Here is a 19,793-nt window from a genome sequence, read left to right as displayed (position 1 = left end):
CTATGCCTCGCCACCGAAGACCTTGCGCACGACGGCTTTTGCCCGCCTTGTCACCCGCAGGTAATTGTCGAGGAACTCGCCCCCGTCGTCACTGTCCCAGCCGGCGGCCACCGCAACGGCGTTGAGCTGACGTCCCGGCCCGGGTAATTGGTCGGTCGGCTTGCCGCGCACCAGAACCAACGCGTTACGTGCCGCCGTCGCGGTCAGCCAGGCCTGACGCAGCAGTTCGACATCGCCCTCGGCGATCAGCTCGGCGGCGCCGATCGCGTTCAGCGACTGCAGCGTCGACGTATTGTGCAGCGCGGACACCTTGTGCGCGTATCGCAACTGCAGCAGCTGCACCGTCCACTCGATGTCGGTGAGGCCTCCGCGCCCGAGTTTGGTGTGCGTATTCGGATCGGCTCCCCGCGGCAGCCGTTCGGCGTCCACCCGAGCCTTGATCCGCCGGATCTCCTGTACCGCTTCGGCCGACACCCCGCCGGGTGGGTACCGGATCTTGTCGATCATCAACAGGAACCGCTCCCCCAGGTCCAGATCGCCAGCGACGCGGTGGGCCCGCAGCAGCGCCTGCACCTCCCACGTCTGGGCGTAGCGCTCGTAGTAGGCCTGATACGAAGACAGGGTGCGCACCAGCGGACCGTTGCGACCCTCCGGCCGCAGGTTCGCGTCGACCTCCAGCGGCGGATCCGAACTCGGTGTCCCGAGCAGAGACCTCACCTGTTCGGCGACCGTCACCGCCCACTTCACCGCGGCCGATTCGTCAACTCCGGCTTCGGGTTCGCACACGAAGAGCACGTCGGCGTCCGAACCGTAGCCCAGTTCGCCCCCGCCGAGGCGGCCCATGCCGATCACCGCGAGCTTGGCCAGCGGCCCCCGGTCCGACGTTTGGGCGCGGATCACGGTTTCCAGCGCCGCCTGCAGCACCGCGACCCACACCGACGACAGCGCCCGACACACCTCGGTGACTTCGAGCATGCCCAGCAGGTCGGCGGAGGCGATCCGCGCCAGCTCGCGTCGACGCAACGTGCGCGCCGCCGCGATCGCCCGCTGCGGCTCGGAATACCTTGCGGCCGAGGCGACAAGCGCCCGCGCCACCGCGTCGGGTTCGGCGTCGAGCAGTTTGGGCCCGTTGGGGCCGTCGGCGTAGGACTGGATGACTTCCGGGGCCCGCATGAGCAATTCCGGAACGTAGGCCGACGTGCCGAGCACCTGCATGAGGCGTTTGGCGACGGCGCCCTCGTCGCGCAGCGTCGCCAGGAACCACCGCTGTTCGGACAGCGCATCGCTGATGCGGCGGTAGGACAGCAGCCCCGCATCGGGGTCGGGGGTGTCCGACAGCCAATTGAGCAGCGTCGGCAACAAGACCTGCTGCACGCGGCCACGCCGGGCGCTGCTCCCGGTGAGGGCGGCCAGGTGCGTCAATGCGCTCTGCGGGCCTTCGTACCCCAGTGCGGCCAGCTGCCGTTCGGCGGCCGCCTGCGTCATACCGTCCGAGATGCTCACTGCCGGTTGCCCGACGGACTCCAGAAGTGGTTGATAGAACAGCTTTTCATGCAACCGCGACACCCGCAGGCTCTGGCGCTTGAGCTCTTCGCGCAACACGCCAAGCGCATCGCGCGTGCCGTCGGGCCGCACGTGCGCGGCCCTGGCCAGCCAGCGCAGCGACTCGTCGTCGTCCTCGTCGGGAAGCAGGTGGGTGCGCACCATCCGCTGCAGCTGTAGCCGGTGCTCGAGTGTGCGCAGGAATTCATACGACGCGGTCAGGTTGGCGGCGTCGTCGCGCCCGACGTATCCGCGTTCACCGAGTGCGGCCAGCGCGGCCACCGTCGACGCGACGTGCAGCCGATCGTCGTTGCGGCCGTGCACCAATTGCAGGAGCTGCACGGCGAATTCGACGTCGCGCAGCCCGCCGGTGCCCAATTTGATCTCCCGCGAGCGTTGCCCGGCGGGCACGAGCTCCTCGACCCGCCTGCGCATCGCCTGCACTTCGGGCACGAAGTCCTCGCGCTCGCTGGCCGTCCACACCATCGGCATCAGGGCGTCGACGTAGGCCTGACCGAGTTCGGGGTCGCCCGCGGCCGGCCGCGCCTTCAGCAAGGCCTGGAACTCCCACGTCTTGGCCCAGCGCTCGTAGTAGGCGACGTGCGAGTCCAGCGTGCGCACCAGCTGGCCGTGTTTGCCTTCGGGCCGCAGCGCCGCGTCGACTTCGAAGAACGCGTCGGCCGCGAACCGCATCAGCTCGCCGGCCACCCGGGTCGCCAACGCGTCGGCGGGCTCGGCGACGAAGATGACGTCGACGTCGCTGACGTAGTTCAGTTCGCGCGCACCGCATTTGCCCATCGCGATGACCGCGATCCGGGGCGGTGACTCGCCCCCGGTCGTCTTGATCGCGAGGTGCAGCGCGGCGGCCAGTGCCGCGTCGGCGAGGTCCGACAGGTGCTCGCCGACGGTCGGGAAGGGCAGGACCGGTTCGTTCTCCACCGTCGGTGCCAGGTCCAGGCTGGCCAGCACCAGCACCCGGTCGCGGTAGAGCTTGCGCAGCGGCTGCAGCGCGGTAGACGTGTCGGACGCCTCGTCGGCCAGCGCGACGAACATCTCGCGCAGCGCGTCACGGGTCGGCAGGGCGACGTCACCGGCGAGCAACCGCCAATTCTCCGGAGTCGCGATGAGGTGGTCACCGAGGGCCAACGAGGAACCCAGCAGGCTGAACAGCCGGCCCCGCAGGCTTTTGTCGGTGAGCAGAGCGCGGTTGAGTTCGTCCCAGCCATCGCCCAACGCCTCGGCCAACCGGACCATCGTGCGCAGCGCGGTGTCGGCGTCGGGGGCGCGCGACAACGACCACAGAAGCTCGACGTGCGCGTCGGTGTTCCAACCCAACAGGTCGAGTTCCGCGGGCGCGGTGGGTTCGACGAGTCCCAACCGGCCTGCGCTCGGCAGCTTCGGACGCTGCGTCGCTGGTTTGGCCACGCCTAAAAGGTAGCGCAGCACCTATGTCGGCTAATCACCTACAGAGATAGGTAGGCCTTCAGCTCGAACGGTGTGACGTGGCTGCGGTAGTTCTCCCACTCCGCGCGCTTGTTGCGCAGGAAGTAGTCGAAGACGTGCTCGCCCAAGGCCTCCGCGACAAGTTCGGAGTTCTCCATCTGCTCGAGCGCGGCGCCGAGGCTGCCGGGAAGCTCCTTGTATCCCATCGCGCTGCGCTCTTCGGGGGTCAGCGTCCACACGTTGTCCTCGGCCTCGGCAGGCAGCACGTAGTTCTTCTCGATACCGCGCAGGCCCGCGGCCAGAAGCACCGCGAACGTCAGGTACGGGTTGCACGCCGAGTCGGGGCTGCGCACCTCCACGCGCCGCGACGACGCCTTGCGCGGGGTGTACATCGGCACCCGCACCAGCGCCGATCGGTTTGCCGCACCCCAGGACGCCGCCGTCGGCGCCTCACCGCCGTGCACCAGGCGCTTGTAGGAGTTCACCCACTGGTTCGTGACGGCACTGATCTCCTTGGCGTGCTCGAGGATCCCGGCGATGAACGACTTGGCGACGTCGGAGAGCTGCAGCGGGTCATCGGGGCTGTGGAACGCGTTGGTGTCGCCCTCGAACAGGCTCATGTGCGTGTGCATGGCCGAACCGGGATGTTCGGCGAACGGCTTGGGCATGAACGACGCCCGGACCCCGTCCCCGAGCGCAACCTCCTTGACGACGTAGCGGAACGTCATCACGTTGTCTGCCATCGACAGGGCGTCGGCGTAGCGCAGGTCGATCTCCTGCTGGCCGGGCGCGCCTTCGTGGTGGCTGAACTCGACCGAGATGCCCATCTGCTCGAGCGCGTCGATGGCGTGCCTGCGGAAGTTGGGCGCCGAATCGTGCACGGCCTGGTCGAAGTAACCGCCGTTGTCGGCGGGCACGGGCGGGGTGCCGTCGTCCTCGCCGGGCTTGAGCAGGAAGAACTCGATCTCCGGGTGGACGTAGCAGGAGAACCCGAGATCGCTGGCCTTGGCCAACTGCCTGCGCAGCACGTGGCGCGAGTCCGCCCATGACGGGGAGCCGTCGGGCATGGTGATGTCGCAGAACATCCGCGCCGAATGATGACGGCCCGAACCGTCGGCCCACGGCAGCACCTGAAAGGTGGACGGATCGGGGCGGGCCACCATATCGGCTTCCGAGACCCGGGCGAAGCCCTCGATCGACGAGCCGTCGAATCCGATCCCCTCTTCAAAGGCGCCCTCGAGTTCGGCCGGGGCGATCGCGACCGACTTGAGGTATCCGAGCACGTCGGTGAACCACAGCCGGACGAAGCGGATGTCGCGTTCCTCCAGCGTGCGCAGCACGAATTCCTTCTGCCGATCCATGATCGCAGCGTAGGCACCGGCTGTTAAATCGGTGTTACACGGCGGCTGCAATCGATGGGCTGATCACCAGATCCGGCGCATCTGCGCACCCGTTCGACGGTGCCGCAGCTGGGTTCGGCGCTCATCTGGGGTGAGCACCTGTGTGCCCTCCGGGAGATGGTCGAGCACGTCGGCGACCGGCACCTTCGTGACCGTGACGTCGGGGAACTCCTCGGCCTTGTAGAACCGTGCCTGCAGGATCCCCCACGGCCAGTCGGCCTTGTCGAGCCAGTTGTACACGCCGGGATCGCGCTTGGACACCACGCCGCGAAACCAGCCGTCGGGGTCGATCCGCGCCTGAATATCGTTGAGGCTGGATTGCCGGTTCACCCAGTCCACCGTCGAGAACCGGTCGTCGGCCACCAGGATCTGCCAGTAGTAGCAGTTCGCCGGCACGGGGAACTCGACGATCAACGCCTCGTCGTCGGCAATCTGATGGATGCCGTCGTAGTAGGCCTGCTTGGTGGCCAGGCCACCACCCTGCTGGATCCACTGCGACCGCAAAAGCACGTTGAAACCGTGGTGCTCCCGGTAGTACCGGACCAGCTCCATGTCGAAGTCGATCATGCCCTTGATCCAGTCGCCCAGCTCCGAGAACCGCCGCGCGATCTCGGCAGGCGACATGTCCTCACCTGCGTCGTCGAGGCGGTTGATCGCGACCTGGGCGTCGATCTCAGCGTTCCAGTCGCAGGCGCATTTGCGCATGAGCAGCTTGCCGACCTCGGGGTTGAGCGGCCACCAGTCGCCGTCGTAGGAGTCGGGACGTTCGGCGGACATGATCACGCGGAAGGAACCGTCCTCGGCGATCGTCAGGTCATCCAGGTCGTGGGTGATGGCCCGGAACTTCATCTGCCGCTCGACGCCCTTGAGACTCTTCATCATTCCGGGTGCCTGCTGGGTGATCTCGACGAACCGCACTGTGCCGCGACGACCGACGAGTTCGTAGACGCCCGACCCGTCGACCTCGGCGCTCAGGTACACGTAGTCCGGGTTGGGCCCGCCCTGATTGCACGCGTAGTTCCACAGCGGCATGAACACCGGCCGCCGCGAGTCGGTGTAGACGTGGCAGAGGTAGCCGCACGCGAGAATCGACAGGGCGAGCTTGTTCATGTCCTGCACTTCGGCTTCGGAGGCGCCTTCGGGCCGCCACGTCGCCAGCAGGTGGTCGGCGACGCCTTTCAGCGCCTCCATCTGGGTGTCCCAGCGGGGTAATGCGGTCATCGTGTCAGCCCTCCACCGTGACCTCGAAATACCGGATGTAGAAGTCGTAGTCGGATCGGATCTCGTCGGCCGAGAGGCCGAACTGCTCGGCGGTGTACCTATGCGTTCCCTTGGCGCCCACGGCGTTGGCGTCCTGCCAGACGAAAATCGCCTGTGCAACATCGGGTTTCAACTCCAGACCCAGCCAGTCGTAGACACGGCGCACGGTGCCCCTTGGATCGGCGACCAGCTCACGATGATGTACGTCGAGGAAGCGGTCCTCACCGATGCGTGCGCGTTCGACGATGGCGCGCTCCATGCCCTCACGCAGGTGATCGCACACCTCGCGGCCGAGTGCACAAAGGTCCCGTTCGCCCGCCGCGGGCGGGAAGATCGTGGACACCAGGCTGGTGTAGGACGGCACGACCTTGGCCGGGTCGCGGTGTGTCATCACGAAACACATGTCCGGGTAGGCCTCGGCGAGCGCCTCCAGGTGGAACTTGTGGTGGGGCGCCTTGAACAGCCACAGCTGCGGTGGGCACGTCGACCCCAGCAGCTTCACGACCCTGCGGTGGTAGGCGTAGGTCTCGCTCAGATCCGCGCGCCGCCACCACGATCGGTAACCCGCCACCGGCAAGGTCATCTGCTGGCCGTGGAACGCCATCCCGAGGATCTCGGTGTCCTCCATGGTGGCGTCGACCTCGAAGATGTGCATGGCGGCCTGCGCGGCGGGTCGGTCCTCGTGCATCCGGATGAAGGCCTGCCTGCGCGGGTCGTCGGCCTCGCCGCCGGCGACCGGCGGCGGAACGGGTTGGTACTGCTCCCAGCCACGCAGACACCGGAACTGTGGATCGAGCGACAGCATGTCGGCAAGGGCGGTGGTGCCCGTGCGCGGCAACCCGTTGATGTCGATGGGCCCCTCGATGACGACGTCCTCGACCTCGGGGTGTGCCCGGTAATAAGCCTCGACCTCGAGGCGGTTGATCAGCCTGCGGCGCAGATCGCCGATGACCGCGGCGTCGGTGCCCGGGTCCAGATCGCCGTCCCGTTCCAGGCTTTCCAGCAGGATGGCCAGCCCTTCGCGGAAGTCTCCGGGTCCGAAGTCCGCGCGCCCGCATTCGGCGACCGCTTCGTCGAGCAACTGTTGCGGATCGGGATAGCGCATGTGCGTCACGCCTCGATGCGGTCCGGGTAGTGGTGAGCGGCCATGGCGCGGAAGCCCTCTCGCCAGTCCACGGTGCAGGGTCCGGTGATCGATGTGCGCTTGGTGTGGTCGCCGACCGAACCGACCGAGGCACCGGGCACAGGCTGTATGTCCACCTGCGGCGACACGCCGAGAAGTTCACCGAAGTACGCGCACCACTGCTGGACGCTCACCGGAGTGTCGCCCGCGAAGTTGACGATGGTGGCGGGAACGCTCGCCGCGTCCAGCAGCGCTGGGATCTGGGCGTTGATGTCGTCGTAGTGGATCGGGCTGTACGGCAACGGGTCCCATCTAGCCACGACGGGTCGACCCTCCGCGATAGCCTGCAGGTGCCACAGCGGCAGACCGCCCCGCTCGCCGTACGCGCTGCCCATCCGGGCGATGACTGTGGGTATGCCGAACTCGCGTGCACAGTATCTGGCGACGGCCTCTTCGGCGATCTTGACGATCGAATACGGTTGTGGACTGGGCAATCCGGCATCGCCGATCGGATCGTCCTCCCGGAATGGGTGCCACGGGTCGGGGTGGGGTTTGTAAACGGTGACCGTCGACATCACCAGCGCCGCCTTGACACCGCGGCAGTGGGACAGCAACAGCCCGGTTCCCTCGGCGTTGACGCGTAACCCTCGCTCGTAGTCTTCGCCGAAATCGGCGGCGATGTGCAGCAGGTAGGTGAAATCGGTTGGCAGCTGGGAAAAATCCCCGTCGCCGAGATCGACGCGGCGGGTGCTCACACCGAGGGCTTCGACCTCCTCGCGCGCTGCCGGGTCGGAGAACCGGGCGATCCCCCACACCTCGTTGTCCCTAGCCAGCGTCTTTGTGATGCCGTAGGCGATGCGACCGGCCGGTCCCGTGACGAGGACGCGTTCCCCGCTCAGCATTGCGCGGTCATGCCATGATCGTGCGCATGGATCTGTTCGAACAGCCTTGGCCCGAAGGGGATTTTCGGTTCTTTCAGCTCGGGCACGTCGTCGACGACGTCCTCGAGGCCGCCGCCAGTTGGGCGCGCGTGTTCGGGGTCGGACCGTTCCACGTGCTGCCCATCGCCGATCAGGTGGCCGACTACGGGGGTGAGATCCGCACGGTCCGGATTCAGGTCGCGGTGGCTCAAGCCGGCCCCGTACAGATCGAATTGATCCAGCAGCATTGCGACACACCCAGCATCTACTCCGAGTGGAGTCGGGACGGAACGAGCTCCTTTCATCAAATCGCCACGATCACAAGAGATTACGATGCCAAGACGGCGCACTTCGCGTCGCTGGGCTATCGGATTGCCGCGCAGAGCACCGGTGGCGGTTTCCGCATCGCCTACATCGACACCGTGGCCGCCTTCGGGTTCTACACCGAGGTCGTCGAGGCCCCAACCGCCTTCCTCGACCAGGTGCGCGCCATCTCTGAGACATGCGCCGACTGGGACGGCAGCGATCCGGTCCGCATCATGACCCGCGACGGCTACCGGGTGCCGGCGGATTCCAGGGGCCACCCCCGGACTCTAAAGTCTTAGAGACAACGGTGGCAAGCATCTGGCAGGATCCACCCGTGATGGCCACCGATGAGATCGACCCGTTGACCGACCTGTCCGGCCCGCTGCAGGGAACCGCGCTGGAGAAGGCCGTGCTCGAGTCCCTCGACACGCTCGAGCGGGCGTTGGAAATGACATCGTTGGGCGACAACCGCTTTCGGGCGACCAACGAACGAGATCGCTTCGGCCGGATCTTCGGCGGCCAGCTGCTCGCACAAGCCCTGTACGCCGCGTCACACACCGTCGACGAGCACGCGCCGCATTCCCTGCACGCCTACTTCGTCCAGACCGGCGCCTCGGACACGCCGGTCGACATCGCCGTCGAGGCCGTGCGTGACGGACGATCGATGGCGACCCGCCGGGTCACCATCGCCCAAGGCGACCGCACCCTGCTCACCGCCCTTGCGTCGTTCCACACCAATGCCGCCGAACCCGAACTCGAGCGCCCGCAGCCCGACACCCCGGGTCCGGAGGAGATGCCGCTGCTGCAGCACTGGGTGCACCAGGTCCCCGCGCGGCTGAGGAAGAACGCGCAGAACTGGGTCGACGTTCCACCGGCAGTGGAGATGCGCATCGCGGAGCCGACGAACTTCCTGGGTGGCAGGCAGACGCCCGAGCCCCGGTCGCATTGGATGCGGTTGCCCCGCCCCGTCGGTGACGAACCCGCGCTGCACAGCGCGATGCTGGCGTACGCGAGCGACTACCTGCTGCTGGACATGGCGTTGCGCAATCACCCGCACCCCGCCGACTACGCGTCGATCGCGGCGGTCAGCCTCGATCACGCACTGTGGCTGCACCGGCCCGTCCGCTTCGACGAGTGGCATCTGTACACCCAGGACACCGTGGCCGTCACCGGACATCGCGCGCTGATCCGCGGGACCATCCGTGACGCGGTGGGCCGCACCGTGGCCAGCACCTCGCAAGAAGTGCTGATCCGCCCGATTGCGAAGTAGAGATGGCCGCGCGTCGGGCGCCAGACAGCCGTCAACGGCGCCGCGAATTGTGTGACGCCGGCATCGAGTTGCTCGCCGAGCTGGGCGCCAAGGGCCTCAGTCATCCGCGAGTCGACCGCCGGGCGGGGGTGCCCGATGGGAGCGCGTCGTACTACTTCCGCACCCGCACCGCGCTGATCCACGCCGTCGCCGAGCGGGTGGCCGAACTCGACCTTGCGGACCTGCGTTCGGTCACCGAAGCCCACGTCGACACATCCCGGCAGGCCGCCGTCGCGAGGCTGGCCGAAGTGGTGATGAAGTCGCTGACCGGCACCGGGCTCACCCGGACACGCGCGCGAATCGAGTTGCTCCTGCAGACCAGCCGCGATTCGGCGATATCCGCTGTCTTTCATACCAATTCGCAGACCTATCTCAGATTGCACCGAGAGCTCGCGGAGCGATCACAACCGGACGCGGCCGACCCCTCCGCTGTCGACGACCGGGCCCTGCTCACGGTGATGTTCATCAGCGGGCTCATGCTCAGCGCCGCGGCGGGCAGTCAGCCGGCCATCGAGCGCGATCGGCTGGAGTATTTGCTCGCCCAGATCGCTGCGAGCCGATCCTGAGGCGTCGCATGGGTTTCGACGGCACACCCCCCGGGTAGTCGACGTTCGTTCGGGGGGTCGCGCCGCTGAGCCGATGCGAGGAGCGACCATGAATCTCAAGAAAACCGCAATATCGATGAGCCTGGTCGGGGCGGTGGGGGGCTTCGCCGCACTCGGGTTGGGTGTGGGCACCGTGCAGGCCGACCCGAAGTTCCCGTCCCCGCCGGTGCCTCCCATTCCAGGCCCACCGCCGGTTCCCAAGGTCGACGTGCCAGGGGTCGAGGTACCGCGAGTCGAGGTACCGAGGGCACCCGAGGTGAATGTGCCACGGGTCGAGGCTCCGCGGGTCCCGGACGTCGACGTGAACGTGCCGCCGGTCGAGGTGCCGCCGCTGCCCAAGGTGGACGTGCCGCCTGTTCCGGCTCCCGTCGTCGATGTCGACGTGCCCAAGCTGGAGCCGAACCTGCCCGACGTCGACGCCTACTTCGGCCTGCCGGGCGGTCGCATTCCGCCTGGGCAGCTGATGAACTCGGCAACCATAAACGGGGTGCCGAATCCGTTCTTCAACATCCCACCCGGACAGCTCAAGAAGATGCGCACGGTCCAGGGGTATGAAAACCCGTTCTTCGATGAGGCACCGGGCCACTGGGAGATCCCTGCGTCGGTCGTGCCCGACGCCTGGCCGGGCGTTCCGGGGATCGACGACTACTTCGGCCTGCCGGGCGAGCAGATCGGCGCGGTACAACTGAGGGCATCGGCCACCATCAACGGGGTGCGCAACCCCTTCTACGGAATCCCGCCGGATGAGCTGAGGAAGCTTCCGACGGTGCAGGGTTTCGAGAACCCGTTCTTCGACGGCGCCCCCGGCCACTGGGAGATTCCGTAGCGGTCACAGCCCAGCCGAAGACGCCCCGCCGGTGATCAGTCCGAGGAGCAGGTGGTGTCGGTCGGCGGCAGCGTCAGGTCGACGAGGTAGTTGGCCGCGATGTCGTCGACGCAGTTGTTGCCCTGGAACACCACAGTGTGCTGGGTGCCCTGGAACGTCACCAGAGTCCCACCGAGTTGCTTGGCCAGCTCCACACCAGCCTGGTACGGCGTCGCGGGATCGTTGGTCGTCGACACCACGAGCGTCGGTGGCAGCCCCTCCACCTGGAGTTCATGCGGTTCGCTCGTCGGCGGCACGGGCCAGAACGCGCACGTGCCCAACGGTGCGTGCCCGGTGAACTCGCCATAGCTCATGAACGGCGCCGCCTCGCGCACCCGCCGGTCCTCCTCGACGACCTTCGCGCGGTCGGTGACGGCGGGCTTGTCCACGCAGTTGACCGCGACCCGTACGTCGGTCGAGTTGTTGTAATGACCCTGCGCGTCGCGGCCCATGTACAGATCGGCCAGCGCAAGCATGGTGTCACCGGCGCCCCGCTCCATCTCGCTGAGCGCCTGCGTCAGGTGCCGCCACAGGTCCGGCGAGTACAGCGGCAGGATGGTCCCGACGATGGCGTCGGAGTAGCTCAGCCCCCGCGGATCCCGCGTCCGCAGCGGCTTTTCCACCAGCGGATCGACCAGGCTGTGGTAGACGTCGTTGGCTTTCGAAGGGTCGGTGCCCAGCGGGCAGGCGGGGTTCTGCGCACAATCGGCGGCGTAGTCGTTGAACGCGGTCTGGAAGGCTGCGGCTTGGCGGACGTTGGCCTCGGTGGGATCGGCGTTGGGATCGACCGCCCCGTCGAGGACCATCGCGCGCACCTTGTCCGGGTAGTTCTCGGCATAGGTGGCGCCGATGCGGGTGCCGTAGGAGTAGCCGAGGTAGGTCAGTTTCTCGTCACCGAGCGCTTGGCGCATCGCCTCGAGATCCTTGGCCACATTCACGGTCCCGACGTTGGCGAGGAACTCCTTGCCCATCTTGTCCTCGCAGCGCTGGACGAACTCCTTGGTCTCCTTCTCGATCTCGGCAACCCCCTCCGGCGAGTAGTCGACCTGGGGTTCGGCGCGCAGCCGGTCGTTGTCGGCGTCGGAGTTGCACCACAGCGCGGGGGTGGAGTTCGCGACGCCACGAGGATCGAAGCCGACGAGGTCGAAGCGTTGGCGCACCGACTCGGGCAGCGAGCCGACGATGCTCGCGGCGGCCTCCACACCGGACTCCCCCGGCCCTCCGGGGTTGATGATCAGCGAGCCGATCTTGTCGCCGGTGGCCTTGAACCGGACCATCGCGATGCGGGCGACGTCTCCGTCGGGCTCGTCGTAGTCCACCGGGACCGACAGCATGCCGCACTCGGCGTCGGCGGGAATCCGCGACTCGTCGGACTGTTCGGTCTGGCATTTGGCCCATTCGATCGGGGTGCCTGGTGGCGGCACCGCGACGACGGCGCGGCCGTCGACCAGTTGGCTGCATCCGGTGGCCGCGAGCAGCACAGTGGTCGCGAAGACCCCGATCTTGGCGTTCATGGCTCAACATGCTGCCATGAACCCTCATCGCCGCTGGCTAGGGCGCTATCGCGTGGCGGCCAACAGCTCGTCGAGGGCCGCGGAGAAGTCGTCGGCCATATCCCACAGGTCGGGCAGCAGTTCCGGGCAGGACACGATGCCGACGTTCAGCGACCCGGACAGCGACATCACGGTGATGTTGAGACCCGACCCGTGGAAGATCGGCCCGAGCGGATACATCGCCTTGGCCTCGCAGCCCAGGTAGTACAGCGGCACCTGCGGGCCCGGAACATTGGAGATGACGAGGTTGTGCACCGGCCGCGCACCGCTGAGCCGGCTCGAGGCGTAGACGCGCATCGCGACACCGAATACCGCCGGGGCGGCGAACTGTGTCCAGTCCTGCAACAGGGTCGCACCGATCGCCGAACTGTGTTGTTTGGCAACCGAATTCGCCTCGGCGATCGATTTCAGCCGGGCCGCTGGATCCTCGATGTGGGTCTCCAGCCGCGAGAACATCCCCGACACCTGGTTACGCCCGGGCCGGTCGGACTTGTCGTGCACGGAGACCGGCACCATCGCGACGAGCGAGTTCTCCGGCAGCTGGCCGCGGTCGGCGAGGTATTTGCGCAGCACGCCGGACACCAGCGCCATCACCACGTCGTTGACCTTGACCCCGAAGTGGTTCTTGACGGTCTTGATGTCCTCGAGATCCAGTTGCGCGAACGCGACGTTGCGGTGCCCGGTGACGTTCATGTTGAACACCGTCCTCGGGGCGGCGAACGGCGGCGCCATCGAGAGGCCCGAGCGGGCGCGACGGACCGTGTCGACCACCGAGGAGACGGTCATGGGCACCGCGCTGGCCAGCTTCAGCGGTCGGGTGGCGAACTTGACCGCACCGGAGATCGCGATCTCCAGTGAGCTCGCGTCACCGGAACCGTCGACGGGATCCGGTGGCGGGGCGTCGGGTTCGGTGCTGCACAGCTGCGACATCATGCTCGCGCCGGTGACTCCGTCGACGCCTGCATGGTGCACCTTCGTCATCACCACGAGACGCCCGCCGTCCTGCGGGTTGGTCCCGTCGATGTTCTCGATCACCCACTTCTCCCACAGCGGGCGGGTGCGGTCGAGCGGCAGCGACGCGATATGTCCGCAGATCTCCGCGAGCTCGCGGGGGCCCCCGGGCGCGGGCAGGCCGATGCGATGCAGATGGCGGTCGACGTCGAAGTCCTTGTCCTCCACCCACACCGGATGGTCGAGGTTGAACCGGGTGTCGGCCAGCTTGTCGCGGAACTCCGGCATCGCCTTGATCCGCATGTTCAACTCGTCCCGGAACCGGTCGAACGTGTAGCCGCCGGGCATCGTCGAGGTGTCGAGTTCGAGGATCGAACACACATGCAGCGGCTGCTGCGCGGTCTCGAGGTACAAGAAGCTGGCGTCGAGCCCGCTGAGCCGTTGCATGTCGGAATGTTATGCCCGGTGACGCCGGGTGTGAGCAAATCCACTCAACAGGCCTTTTAACATCTCGCGCACAGAGTGGCAGACTGAGGGGCGTCAGCGAACCCGGGGACCGATTTCGGCCTCGAGGATTCGACCCGACCCACCCAATTGGGGGACAACGATGTCTGAGCAGACCGTGTACGGGGCTGCCGAGGCCAAACCACGCACTTCTGCCGAACCGCCCGCTCCGCGGACGAAGGTCCGCACCCTGCATCTGCAGAAGTGGAAGGCCGAAGGCCACAAATGGGCCATGCTCACGGCCTACGACTACTCCACCGCCCGCATCTTCGACGAGGCAGGCATCCCGGTGCTGTTGGTCGGCGATTCGGCCGCCAACGTCGTCTACGGCTACGACACCACCGTGCCCGTGTCGATCGACGAGCTGATCCCGCTGGTACGCGGCGTCGTGCGCGGTGCACCGCATGCGCTGGTCGTGGCCGACCTACCCTTCGGCAGCTACGAGGGCGGGCCCCAGCAGGCGCTGGCCACCGCGACCCGCTTCCTGAAGGAGACCGGTGCGCACGCGGTCAAGCTCGAGGGCGGCGAGCGTGTGACCGAGCAGATCGCAACGCTGAGCGCGGCAGGCATCCCGGTGATGGCCCACATCGGGTTCACCCCGCAGAGCGTCAACGGTCTGGGCGGATTCCGGGTCCAGGGCCGCGGTGACGCCGCCGAGCAGACCATTCACGACGCGATCGCCGTGCAGGAAGCAGGCGCGTTCACCGTCGTCATGGAGATGGTGCCCGCCGAACTGGCCACTCAGATCACCGGCAAGCTGACCATCCCCACGATCGGCATCGGCGCCGGCGCGAACTGCGACGCGCAGGTGCTGGTGTGGCAGGACATGGCCGGTATGACCAACGGCAAAACCGCGAAGTTCGTGAAGCGCTTCGGCGACGTCGGTGCCGAATTGCGCCGCGCCGCAGAGCAGTACGCCGACGAGGTGGCCAGCGGGGTGTTCCCCGCCGACGAGCACTCCTTCTAGGCGAACTCGGCTTTTCGCTTGGCCAGGAAGGCGTCGACGCCTTCTCGGCCGTCGTTGGAGACAGCGCGGGCGGCGATCAGCCGTCCCTCGAGTTCCATCTGTTCCTCGAGCCCGTTGCCGAACGTTGTAAGCAGCAGCTGCTTGACCCCACCGTTCGAACCGGCCGAGGTGGCCGCCATCTGATCGGCCAGCTTCGAGGCCCGGTCGGCCAGTTCGGCGTCGGGGACCACCTCGGTCACCAGGCCCCACTGCGAGGCCTCCTGCGCGGTGAGGGTGCGGTTGGTGAGCATGAGTTCCTTGGTCTTGGTGATCCCGATGAGCCGCGGAAGGTAGTAGGAGGCGCTGCCGTCGGGGCTGAGGCCGACGCGGGTGTAGGCCATCGTGAACGATGCCGACTCGGCGGCCAGCACCAGGTCGCCGGTCACCGCGAGCGAGAATCCCGCGCCGGCCGCGGTGCCGTTGACGGCGGTGATCACGACCGCGTTCATCCGAGCGAACGTCGAGATCGCCCGGTGCAGATCGTCGGCGACGCCCTTGATCTGCGCGCCGCGGTCCGGCGCCGATGCGAAGTCCTTCAAATCACCACCGGCGCAGAAGAACCGGCCCGACCCGGTGAGCACCACGACCTTGGTCGCGGCGGTGTCGCACTGCTTGGCCGCCGCGGCCAGCTCGCGAGTCATGGTGCCGTTCATGCCGTTTGCGGCATCCGGCCGATTCAGCGTGATGCGGGCGATGGCACCGGTCTGCTCGAAGGTCAGCGTTTCGTATTCGGTCACACAGGGACACTATCTTCTCCGTCCTCGGCATCCGTTCCCCCGTGTTCACCTGCATGTGGCAATCTGTCTCGCACCATGGGCAAATCCAGCGACAAGTCGACGCGGCATCTGGAGGTCGAGCGCAAGTTCGACGTCGGCGAATCGACCGTGGCACCGTCGTTCGAAGGGTTGTCGGCGGTGGCCCGGGTCGAGGGATCGCCCGCGCACCACCTGGAGGCCGTGTACTTCGATACCCCCGATCACGACCTCGCGGCGCGGCGTATCACGCTGCGCAGGCGCACCGGCGGTCCGGACGAAGGATGGCATCTCAAACTCCCCGCGGGCCCCGACGCCCGCACGGAGGTCAGGGAGCCTCTCGGCGATGAGAACGAGGTGCCCGAGGCGCTGCGCGACATCGTGCTGGCCATCGTGCGCGACCATCCGCTGCGCCCCGTCGCGCGCATCTCGACCCGGCGCACCGTCAACATGCTCTACGGTCCCGACGGGACGCCGGTCGCGGAGTTCTGTGACGACCACGTGACGGCGTCGGCCGAGCCGGGCGGCCCTGAGCAGGCGTGGCGCGAATGGGAACTCGAACTTACCGATGGTGCCGACCGGGAACTGCTCGACCGGCTGTCGAACCGGCTGATCGACGCCGGCGCCGAAGCCGCGGCCAGCGGTTCGAAGTTGGCGCGGGTGTTGGCGGAGTCGTCGGCACCGGAGACTGCCTCCGCATCGAGCGACGTCGTGCACCGTGCGGTGGCCGAACAGGTCGAGCAGCTGATCGAGTGGGACCGCGCGGTGCGCGCCGACGTGCCGGACTCGGTGCACCAGATGCGGGTGACGACGCGCAAGATCCGCAGCCTGTTGCAGACCTCTCGGGATGTGTTCGGCATCTCCGACGACGCCTGGATTCTCGACGAGCTCAAGCAACTGGCCGCAATTCTGGGAGTGGCGCGCGACGCCGAAGTGCTGGCCGAACGTTACGAGGAGGCCCTCGGCGAGTTGCCGGCGGCGTTGGTCCGCGGGCCGGTGCGGGAGCGGCTGGTCGACGGGGCCAACCGTCGCTATGCGGCCGGGCTGCGCCGGTCGCTGATCGCCATGCGGTCCCAGCGTTACTTCCGGCTGCTCGACGCGCTCGAAGGGTTGGTCGCCGCGGAGCCGGCGCTGTCACAGGACGAAGATGAGCGCACCCAGGCGACGATCGACGCGGCCTACAAGCGGGTGCGCAAAGCGGCGAAGGCGGCCGCCGCGGCTGAAGCCGACGACGACAAAGACGAGGCGTTGCATCGAATTCGCAAGGGCGCTAAACGTCTTCGATACACGGCAGCGGCGACCGGCGAGTCCAAGGTCTCGGATCGGGCCAAGAGCATTCAGTCGCTGCTGGGTGACCACCAGGACAGCGTCGTCAGCCGGACCCACCTCAGCCAGCAGGCCGATGCCGCGCACGCCGCGGGCGAGGACACGTTCACCTACGGTCTGCTCTTCCGGATGGAGGAGGAACTGGCGCACCGCTCGCGGGAGCAGTTGGAAGGCGCGCTCAAGAAGCTCGCCAAGGCGGTGCGCAAGGCACGGTAGCGCGGCCCGGCCCACCCGGCCAGGGGCGGATGAGTTGGCCTGTAAGCCGGATTCTGTCCCGCACCACCGCGGCTGACCGCGGCGGCGAGGTGGCGACCATCCATCTGGACACACCGTCGCCGGGTGCCTCGAGCGGCCTACCCGCAGGCTCGGGCGAGCAACCCTCGGGCGCCTGCGCGGCCGCAACCAGGTTGCGGCCTTCTTGGCCTTGCTTCGGGTGGGGTTTGCCTAGCCACTCCGGTCACCCGGAATGCTGGTGCGCTCTTACCGCACCGTTTCACCCTTACCTCCCCGAGTCCGAAGACCCGGTGGTGGCGGTCTGTTTTCTGTGGCACTTTCCCGCGAGTCACCTCGGATTGCCGTTAGCAATCACCCTGCTCTGTGAAGTCCGGACTTTCCTCGAAATCCAGGTGAACCTGGATCCCGCGGCCGCCCAGCCAACTCATCCGCGGGTTCAACGTACTGGGTGTCGCCGCTGTTCCGCGAGTTCGACATACTTGGCGCATGGCCCGGGTGCCTCCGGCGCGCTATCTGCTGCGCGCCAAGGATCTGGTCGACGCGCGCTATGCCGAGGCGATCACCGTCGACGACCTCGCCGCGGCCGCCGGGCTGTCGCGCGCGCACTTCAGCAGGATGTTCACCCGCACCTTCGGCGAAACACCGCGCGCCTACCTGCAGACCCGTCGCCTGGAACGTGCGGCCGCGCTGCTGCGCTACACCGACCGCTCGGTCGCCGATGTCTGCGTGATGGTGGGCCTGCAGAGCGTCGGGTCGTTCACCACCAGCTTCGCCCGGGTGTACGGGCTGCCGCCGGCCGCGTACCGCGCGAGTCTTCCGCCCGCGGCCGTCCATGCCCGGATTCCGAGTTGCATCCTCAAGCGCGACACCCGACCTCCCGCCGACAGTCGGGTGCCCAAGACAGCACACGGGGAGAAGACGAGGAAAGTCGGGCGGTCGTAGCGTTCAGCCATGATCAAAATCGCAAGCGCCCACCTGTGGGTACATGACCAAGAAGCCGCACTGAGATTCTGGACCGAGAAGGTCGGTATGGAAGTGCGGCAGGATGTTTCACTGCCTGATGTCGACGGCATCTTCCGATGGTTGACTGTCGGACCGCCGGGCCAGGACGACGTGTCGATCGTGCTGATGGCCGTACCCGGCCAACCGGTCATGGACGAGCCGACCCGCAAGCAGGTACTGGACCTGACCGCCAAGGGCTTCGCGGGCACCGTGTTTCTCACGACGGAGAACTGCCAGGCCTCCTACGAGGAAATGTGTTCGCGCGGAGTCGAGTTCACGGAGGAACCCCACGAAATTCCCTACGGCATCGACTGTGGATTCCGCGATCCGTCGGGCAACAGCGTGCGCCTGACCCAACTCGCGGACATCTCGGCCATCACGGGGTAGCGCACGTGCGGACCAGCACCGCTGCGGTCGCCTCGGCTGCCTTCTTCGTGGTGGCGCCCGGCACAGTCGTCGGGGTCGGCCCGTGGTTGATCACGGGCTGGGAGCTTTCCGACGCTCCGGCGTGGCGCGTGGTGTTGGGCGGGATCATGATCGTCGCCGGCCTGTTCCCGCCCATCCACGCGTTCATCGAATTCGTCAGGGCAGGCGGCACTCCCATGCCCGTCGCGCCAACCCAGCGGCTGGTCGTGACCGGGTTCAACCGGTTCGTCCGCAACCCGATGTACGTCGGTCTGATCATCGCGATCCTCGGCCAGGCAGTGCTTTTCGCCAACCTGTGGCTGGTGTTGTACGCCGCGATCGCATGGGCGGTCACCGCGTCGTTCGTGCGGTGGTACGAAGAGCCCACCCTGGTCCGGACCTATCGTTTGCAGTACGAGACGTACCGTGCAAACGTGCGCGCGTGGATTCCTCGGTTGACCCCGTGGACGGCGCCGTCCTGATGCTTTAGGCGGACGTCAGCCGCGAGGCCAAGTCGAGCGTGGCGCCGGGCCCGCGGGCGGGGCGGGACTGAGGTTCGCGCCGGGGACCTGCGAGTTCTGCCAGGCCGCAATGCACAGTCCGATCCTCCCCGGTTTGCACCAGCCGCCGGTGCCCGAGACCCCCAGTGAGGTCTGCGACTGGTCCCAGCACACCCCGGTGCGCTGGTCCCACACCTCGCCGGCCGTGCACTGCGCAACCGCCGCAGGCGCGGCCACGAGGGACCACGAGATCACTACGGCGCTGCACACCGAAGCCAACAGGGCGGCTGGAGCCGATGTCCGGATTCTCATATCGATGCGTCTCCGTCGGTAAGCGGGGTCCATGGGTCACGGATGCCGGTGATCACGACGGCGGCCTGATGGTCGTCTGTTCATCGATCACCTTGATGGCATCGAGCACCACGTTCTGCTCGCTCTCGGGACTGTCCGCATTCAGCTGAAGGACGAATAGGCCGTCGGCGGCCGGCACCACGACCGTCTTTTGAGCGACGAATCGCGGCTTGCCGTTGTCCATGAAATTGCCGGCGAACGAAATCGAGTCGAAGCCGCCGAAGGAGCCCCTCGTGGGTTCTCCCAATGGTTTGAACTCGGCCATTTCCTCCAGTTGCTCCGGCGCGTACTCGAAGATCTTCGCCGCGTTGAATCGCCCTGGAAATGTTGGAGGCTCCTGACCTTGGAAACGAGGATGCAGGTATGCCGAAGGAACAGTCTGCCGGGAAGCCCACGACGCGCCGTTACAGCCCTGAGGAGAAGGCCGCCGCGGTCC

The 19,793-nt window shown here is 67.2% G+C and carries 19 protein-coding genes and 1 other RNA gene; 9 read left to right on the top strand and 11 right to left on the bottom strand.

The window, feature by feature from the left end; all coding sequences use genetic code 11:
- From CEX87_RS22830 to CEX87_RS22810, 5 genes are all read right to left on the bottom strand, one after another.
- Positions 1-2,967 carry a bifunctional [glutamine synthetase] adenylyltransferase/[glutamine synthetase]-adenylyl-L-tyrosine phosphorylase gene (locus tag CEX87_RS22830; protein WP_064427922.1) on the bottom strand — a complete coding sequence of 989 codons (2,967 nt, stop codon included), beginning with the start codon at positions 2,965-2,967 and terminating at the stop codon, positions 1-3.
- 38 nt (positions 2,968-3,005) lie between these two features.
- Entirely contained in the window at positions 3,006-4,346 is a 1,341-nt protein-coding gene (glnA, locus tag CEX87_RS22825) for a type I glutamate--ammonia ligase (protein ID WP_064394056.1), read from the bottom strand.
- Positions 4,347-4,409: 63 nt separating this feature from the next.
- On the bottom strand, positions 4,410-5,606 hold the full coding sequence (locus CEX87_RS22820; RefSeq protein WP_094289215.1) for a hypothetical protein: 1,197 nt from the start codon (positions 5,604-5,606) through the stop codon (positions 4,410-4,412).
- Between the two features lie 4 nt (positions 5,607-5,610).
- The gene (locus CEX87_RS22815; protein ID WP_094289247.1) at positions 5,611-6,750 is read right to left on the bottom strand and encodes a sulfotransferase family protein; all 1,140 of its coding nucleotides are present in this window, start codon (positions 6,748-6,750) and stop codon (positions 5,611-5,613) included.
- A gap of 5 nt (positions 6,751-6,755) precedes the next feature.
- Positions 6,756-7,670, bottom strand: a complete 915-nt coding sequence (locus CEX87_RS22810; RefSeq protein ID WP_094289213.1) for an NAD-dependent epimerase/dehydratase family protein — start codon at positions 7,668-7,670, stop codon at positions 6,756-6,758.
- Positions 7,671-7,696: 26 nt separating this feature from the next.
- On the opposite strand from CEX87_RS22810, the gene CEX87_RS22805 reads away from it, so the two are divergent.
- The 4 genes from CEX87_RS22805 (at position 7,697) to CEX87_RS22790 (ending at position 10,734) form a co-directional block, all read left to right on the top strand.
- Complete coding sequence (locus CEX87_RS22805; protein WP_233151484.1) at positions 7,697-8,293, top strand: VOC family protein; 597 nt, start codon at positions 7,697-7,699, stop codon at positions 8,291-8,293.
- Between the two features lie 38 nt (positions 8,294-8,331).
- On the top strand, positions 8,332-9,264 hold the full coding sequence (locus CEX87_RS22800; protein WP_094289209.1) for an acyl-CoA thioesterase: 933 nt from the start codon (positions 8,332-8,334) through the stop codon (positions 9,262-9,264).
- A gap of 2 nt (positions 9,265-9,266) precedes the next feature.
- A complete protein-coding gene (locus CEX87_RS22795) occupies positions 9,267-9,869 on the top strand; it encodes a TetR/AcrR family transcriptional regulator (RefSeq protein WP_064394062.1) in 603 nt (200 codons plus the stop codon).
- An 88-nt stretch (positions 9,870-9,957) separates the two neighbouring features.
- A complete protein-coding gene (locus CEX87_RS22790; protein ID WP_233151483.1) occupies positions 9,958-10,734 on the top strand; it encodes a hypothetical protein in 777 nt (258 codons plus the stop codon).
- 35 nt (positions 10,735-10,769) lie between these two features.
- Here the strand turns inward: CEX87_RS22790 and CEX87_RS22785 are convergent, their stop codons facing one another.
- Together CEX87_RS22785 and CEX87_RS22780 are read right to left on the bottom strand one after the other, a co-directional pair.
- Positions 10,770-12,287: an alpha/beta hydrolase gene (locus CEX87_RS22785; protein WP_064394063.1), complete on the bottom strand. Its 1,518-nt coding sequence runs from the start codon at positions 12,285-12,287 to the stop codon at positions 10,770-10,772.
- Between the two features lie 45 nt (positions 12,288-12,332).
- Entirely contained in the window at positions 12,333-13,724 is a 1,392-nt protein-coding gene (locus tag CEX87_RS22780) for a WS/DGAT/MGAT family O-acyltransferase (RefSeq protein ID WP_064394064.1), read from the bottom strand.
- A 160-nt stretch (positions 13,725-13,884) separates the two neighbouring features.
- Here CEX87_RS22780 and panB point away from each other — a divergent pair, with 160 nt between their 5' ends.
- A complete protein-coding gene (gene panB, locus CEX87_RS22775; RefSeq protein ID WP_064425679.1) occupies positions 13,885-14,748 on the top strand; it encodes a 3-methyl-2-oxobutanoate hydroxymethyltransferase in 864 nt (287 codons plus the stop codon).
- Here the strand turns inward: panB and CEX87_RS22770 are convergent.
- Complete coding sequence (locus tag CEX87_RS22770) at positions 14,745-15,524, bottom strand: enoyl-CoA hydratase/isomerase family protein (protein WP_064394066.1); 780 nt, start codon at positions 15,522-15,524, stop codon at positions 14,745-14,747. The genes panB and CEX87_RS22770 overlap by 4 nt on opposite strands.
- Positions 15,525-15,599: 75 nt before the next feature.
- Between CEX87_RS22770 and CEX87_RS22765 the strand changes: the two genes are divergently transcribed.
- Complete coding sequence (locus CEX87_RS22765; protein WP_094289207.1) at positions 15,600-17,081, top strand: CYTH and CHAD domain-containing protein; 1,482 nt, start codon at positions 15,600-15,602, stop codon at positions 17,079-17,081.
- A gap of 26 nt (positions 17,082-17,107) precedes the next feature.
- Here CEX87_RS22765 and rnpB read toward each other — a convergent pair.
- An RNA gene (rnpB, locus tag CEX87_RS22760) (RNase P RNA component class A) lies at positions 17,108-17,526 on the bottom strand.
- A 59-nt stretch (positions 17,527-17,585) separates the two neighbouring features.
- On the opposite strand from rnpB, the gene CEX87_RS22755 reads away from it, so the two are divergent.
- From CEX87_RS22755 to CEX87_RS22745, 3 genes are read left to right on the top strand one after another with little or no spacing between them, the layout of a single operon-like run.
- On the top strand, positions 17,586-18,041 hold the full coding sequence (locus CEX87_RS22755) for a helix-turn-helix domain-containing protein (RefSeq protein WP_094289205.1): 456 nt from the start codon (positions 17,586-17,588) through the stop codon (positions 18,039-18,041).
- 9 nt (positions 18,042-18,050) lie between these two features.
- Positions 18,051-18,488 carry a VOC family protein gene (locus CEX87_RS22750; protein ID WP_094289203.1) on the top strand — a complete coding sequence of 146 codons (438 nt, stop codon included), beginning with the start codon at positions 18,051-18,053 and terminating at the stop codon, positions 18,486-18,488.
- A 5-nt stretch (positions 18,489-18,493) separates the two neighbouring features.
- Positions 18,494-18,988 carry a methyltransferase family protein gene (locus CEX87_RS22745; RefSeq protein WP_094289202.1) on the top strand — a complete coding sequence of 165 codons (495 nt, stop codon included), beginning with the start codon at positions 18,494-18,496 and terminating at the stop codon, positions 18,986-18,988.
- A gap of 15 nt (positions 18,989-19,003) precedes the next feature.
- On the opposite strand, the gene CEX87_RS27155 is transcribed toward CEX87_RS22745, so the two are convergent.
- Positions 19,004-19,318, bottom strand: coding sequence for a hypothetical protein (locus tag CEX87_RS27155; protein WP_133148006.1), 315 nt, complete (start codon positions 19,316-19,318; stop codon positions 19,004-19,006).
- Positions 19,319-19,370: 52 nt separating this feature from the next.
- Positions 19,371-19,718 carry an LpqN/LpqT family lipoprotein gene (locus CEX87_RS22735; protein ID WP_094289200.1) on the bottom strand — a complete coding sequence of 116 codons (348 nt, stop codon included), beginning with the start codon at positions 19,716-19,718 and terminating at the stop codon, positions 19,371-19,373.
- Positions 19,719-19,793 lie beyond the last annotated feature (75 nt).

Source organism: Mycobacterium lehmannii (genome assembly GCF_002245535.1).
Classification (GTDB): Bacteria; Actinomycetota; Actinomycetes; order Mycobacteriales; family Mycobacteriaceae; genus Mycobacterium; species Mycobacterium lehmannii.
The sequence above is the reverse complement of the archived record's forward strand: the minus strand, read 5'-3'. Positions and strand labels throughout refer to the sequence as shown.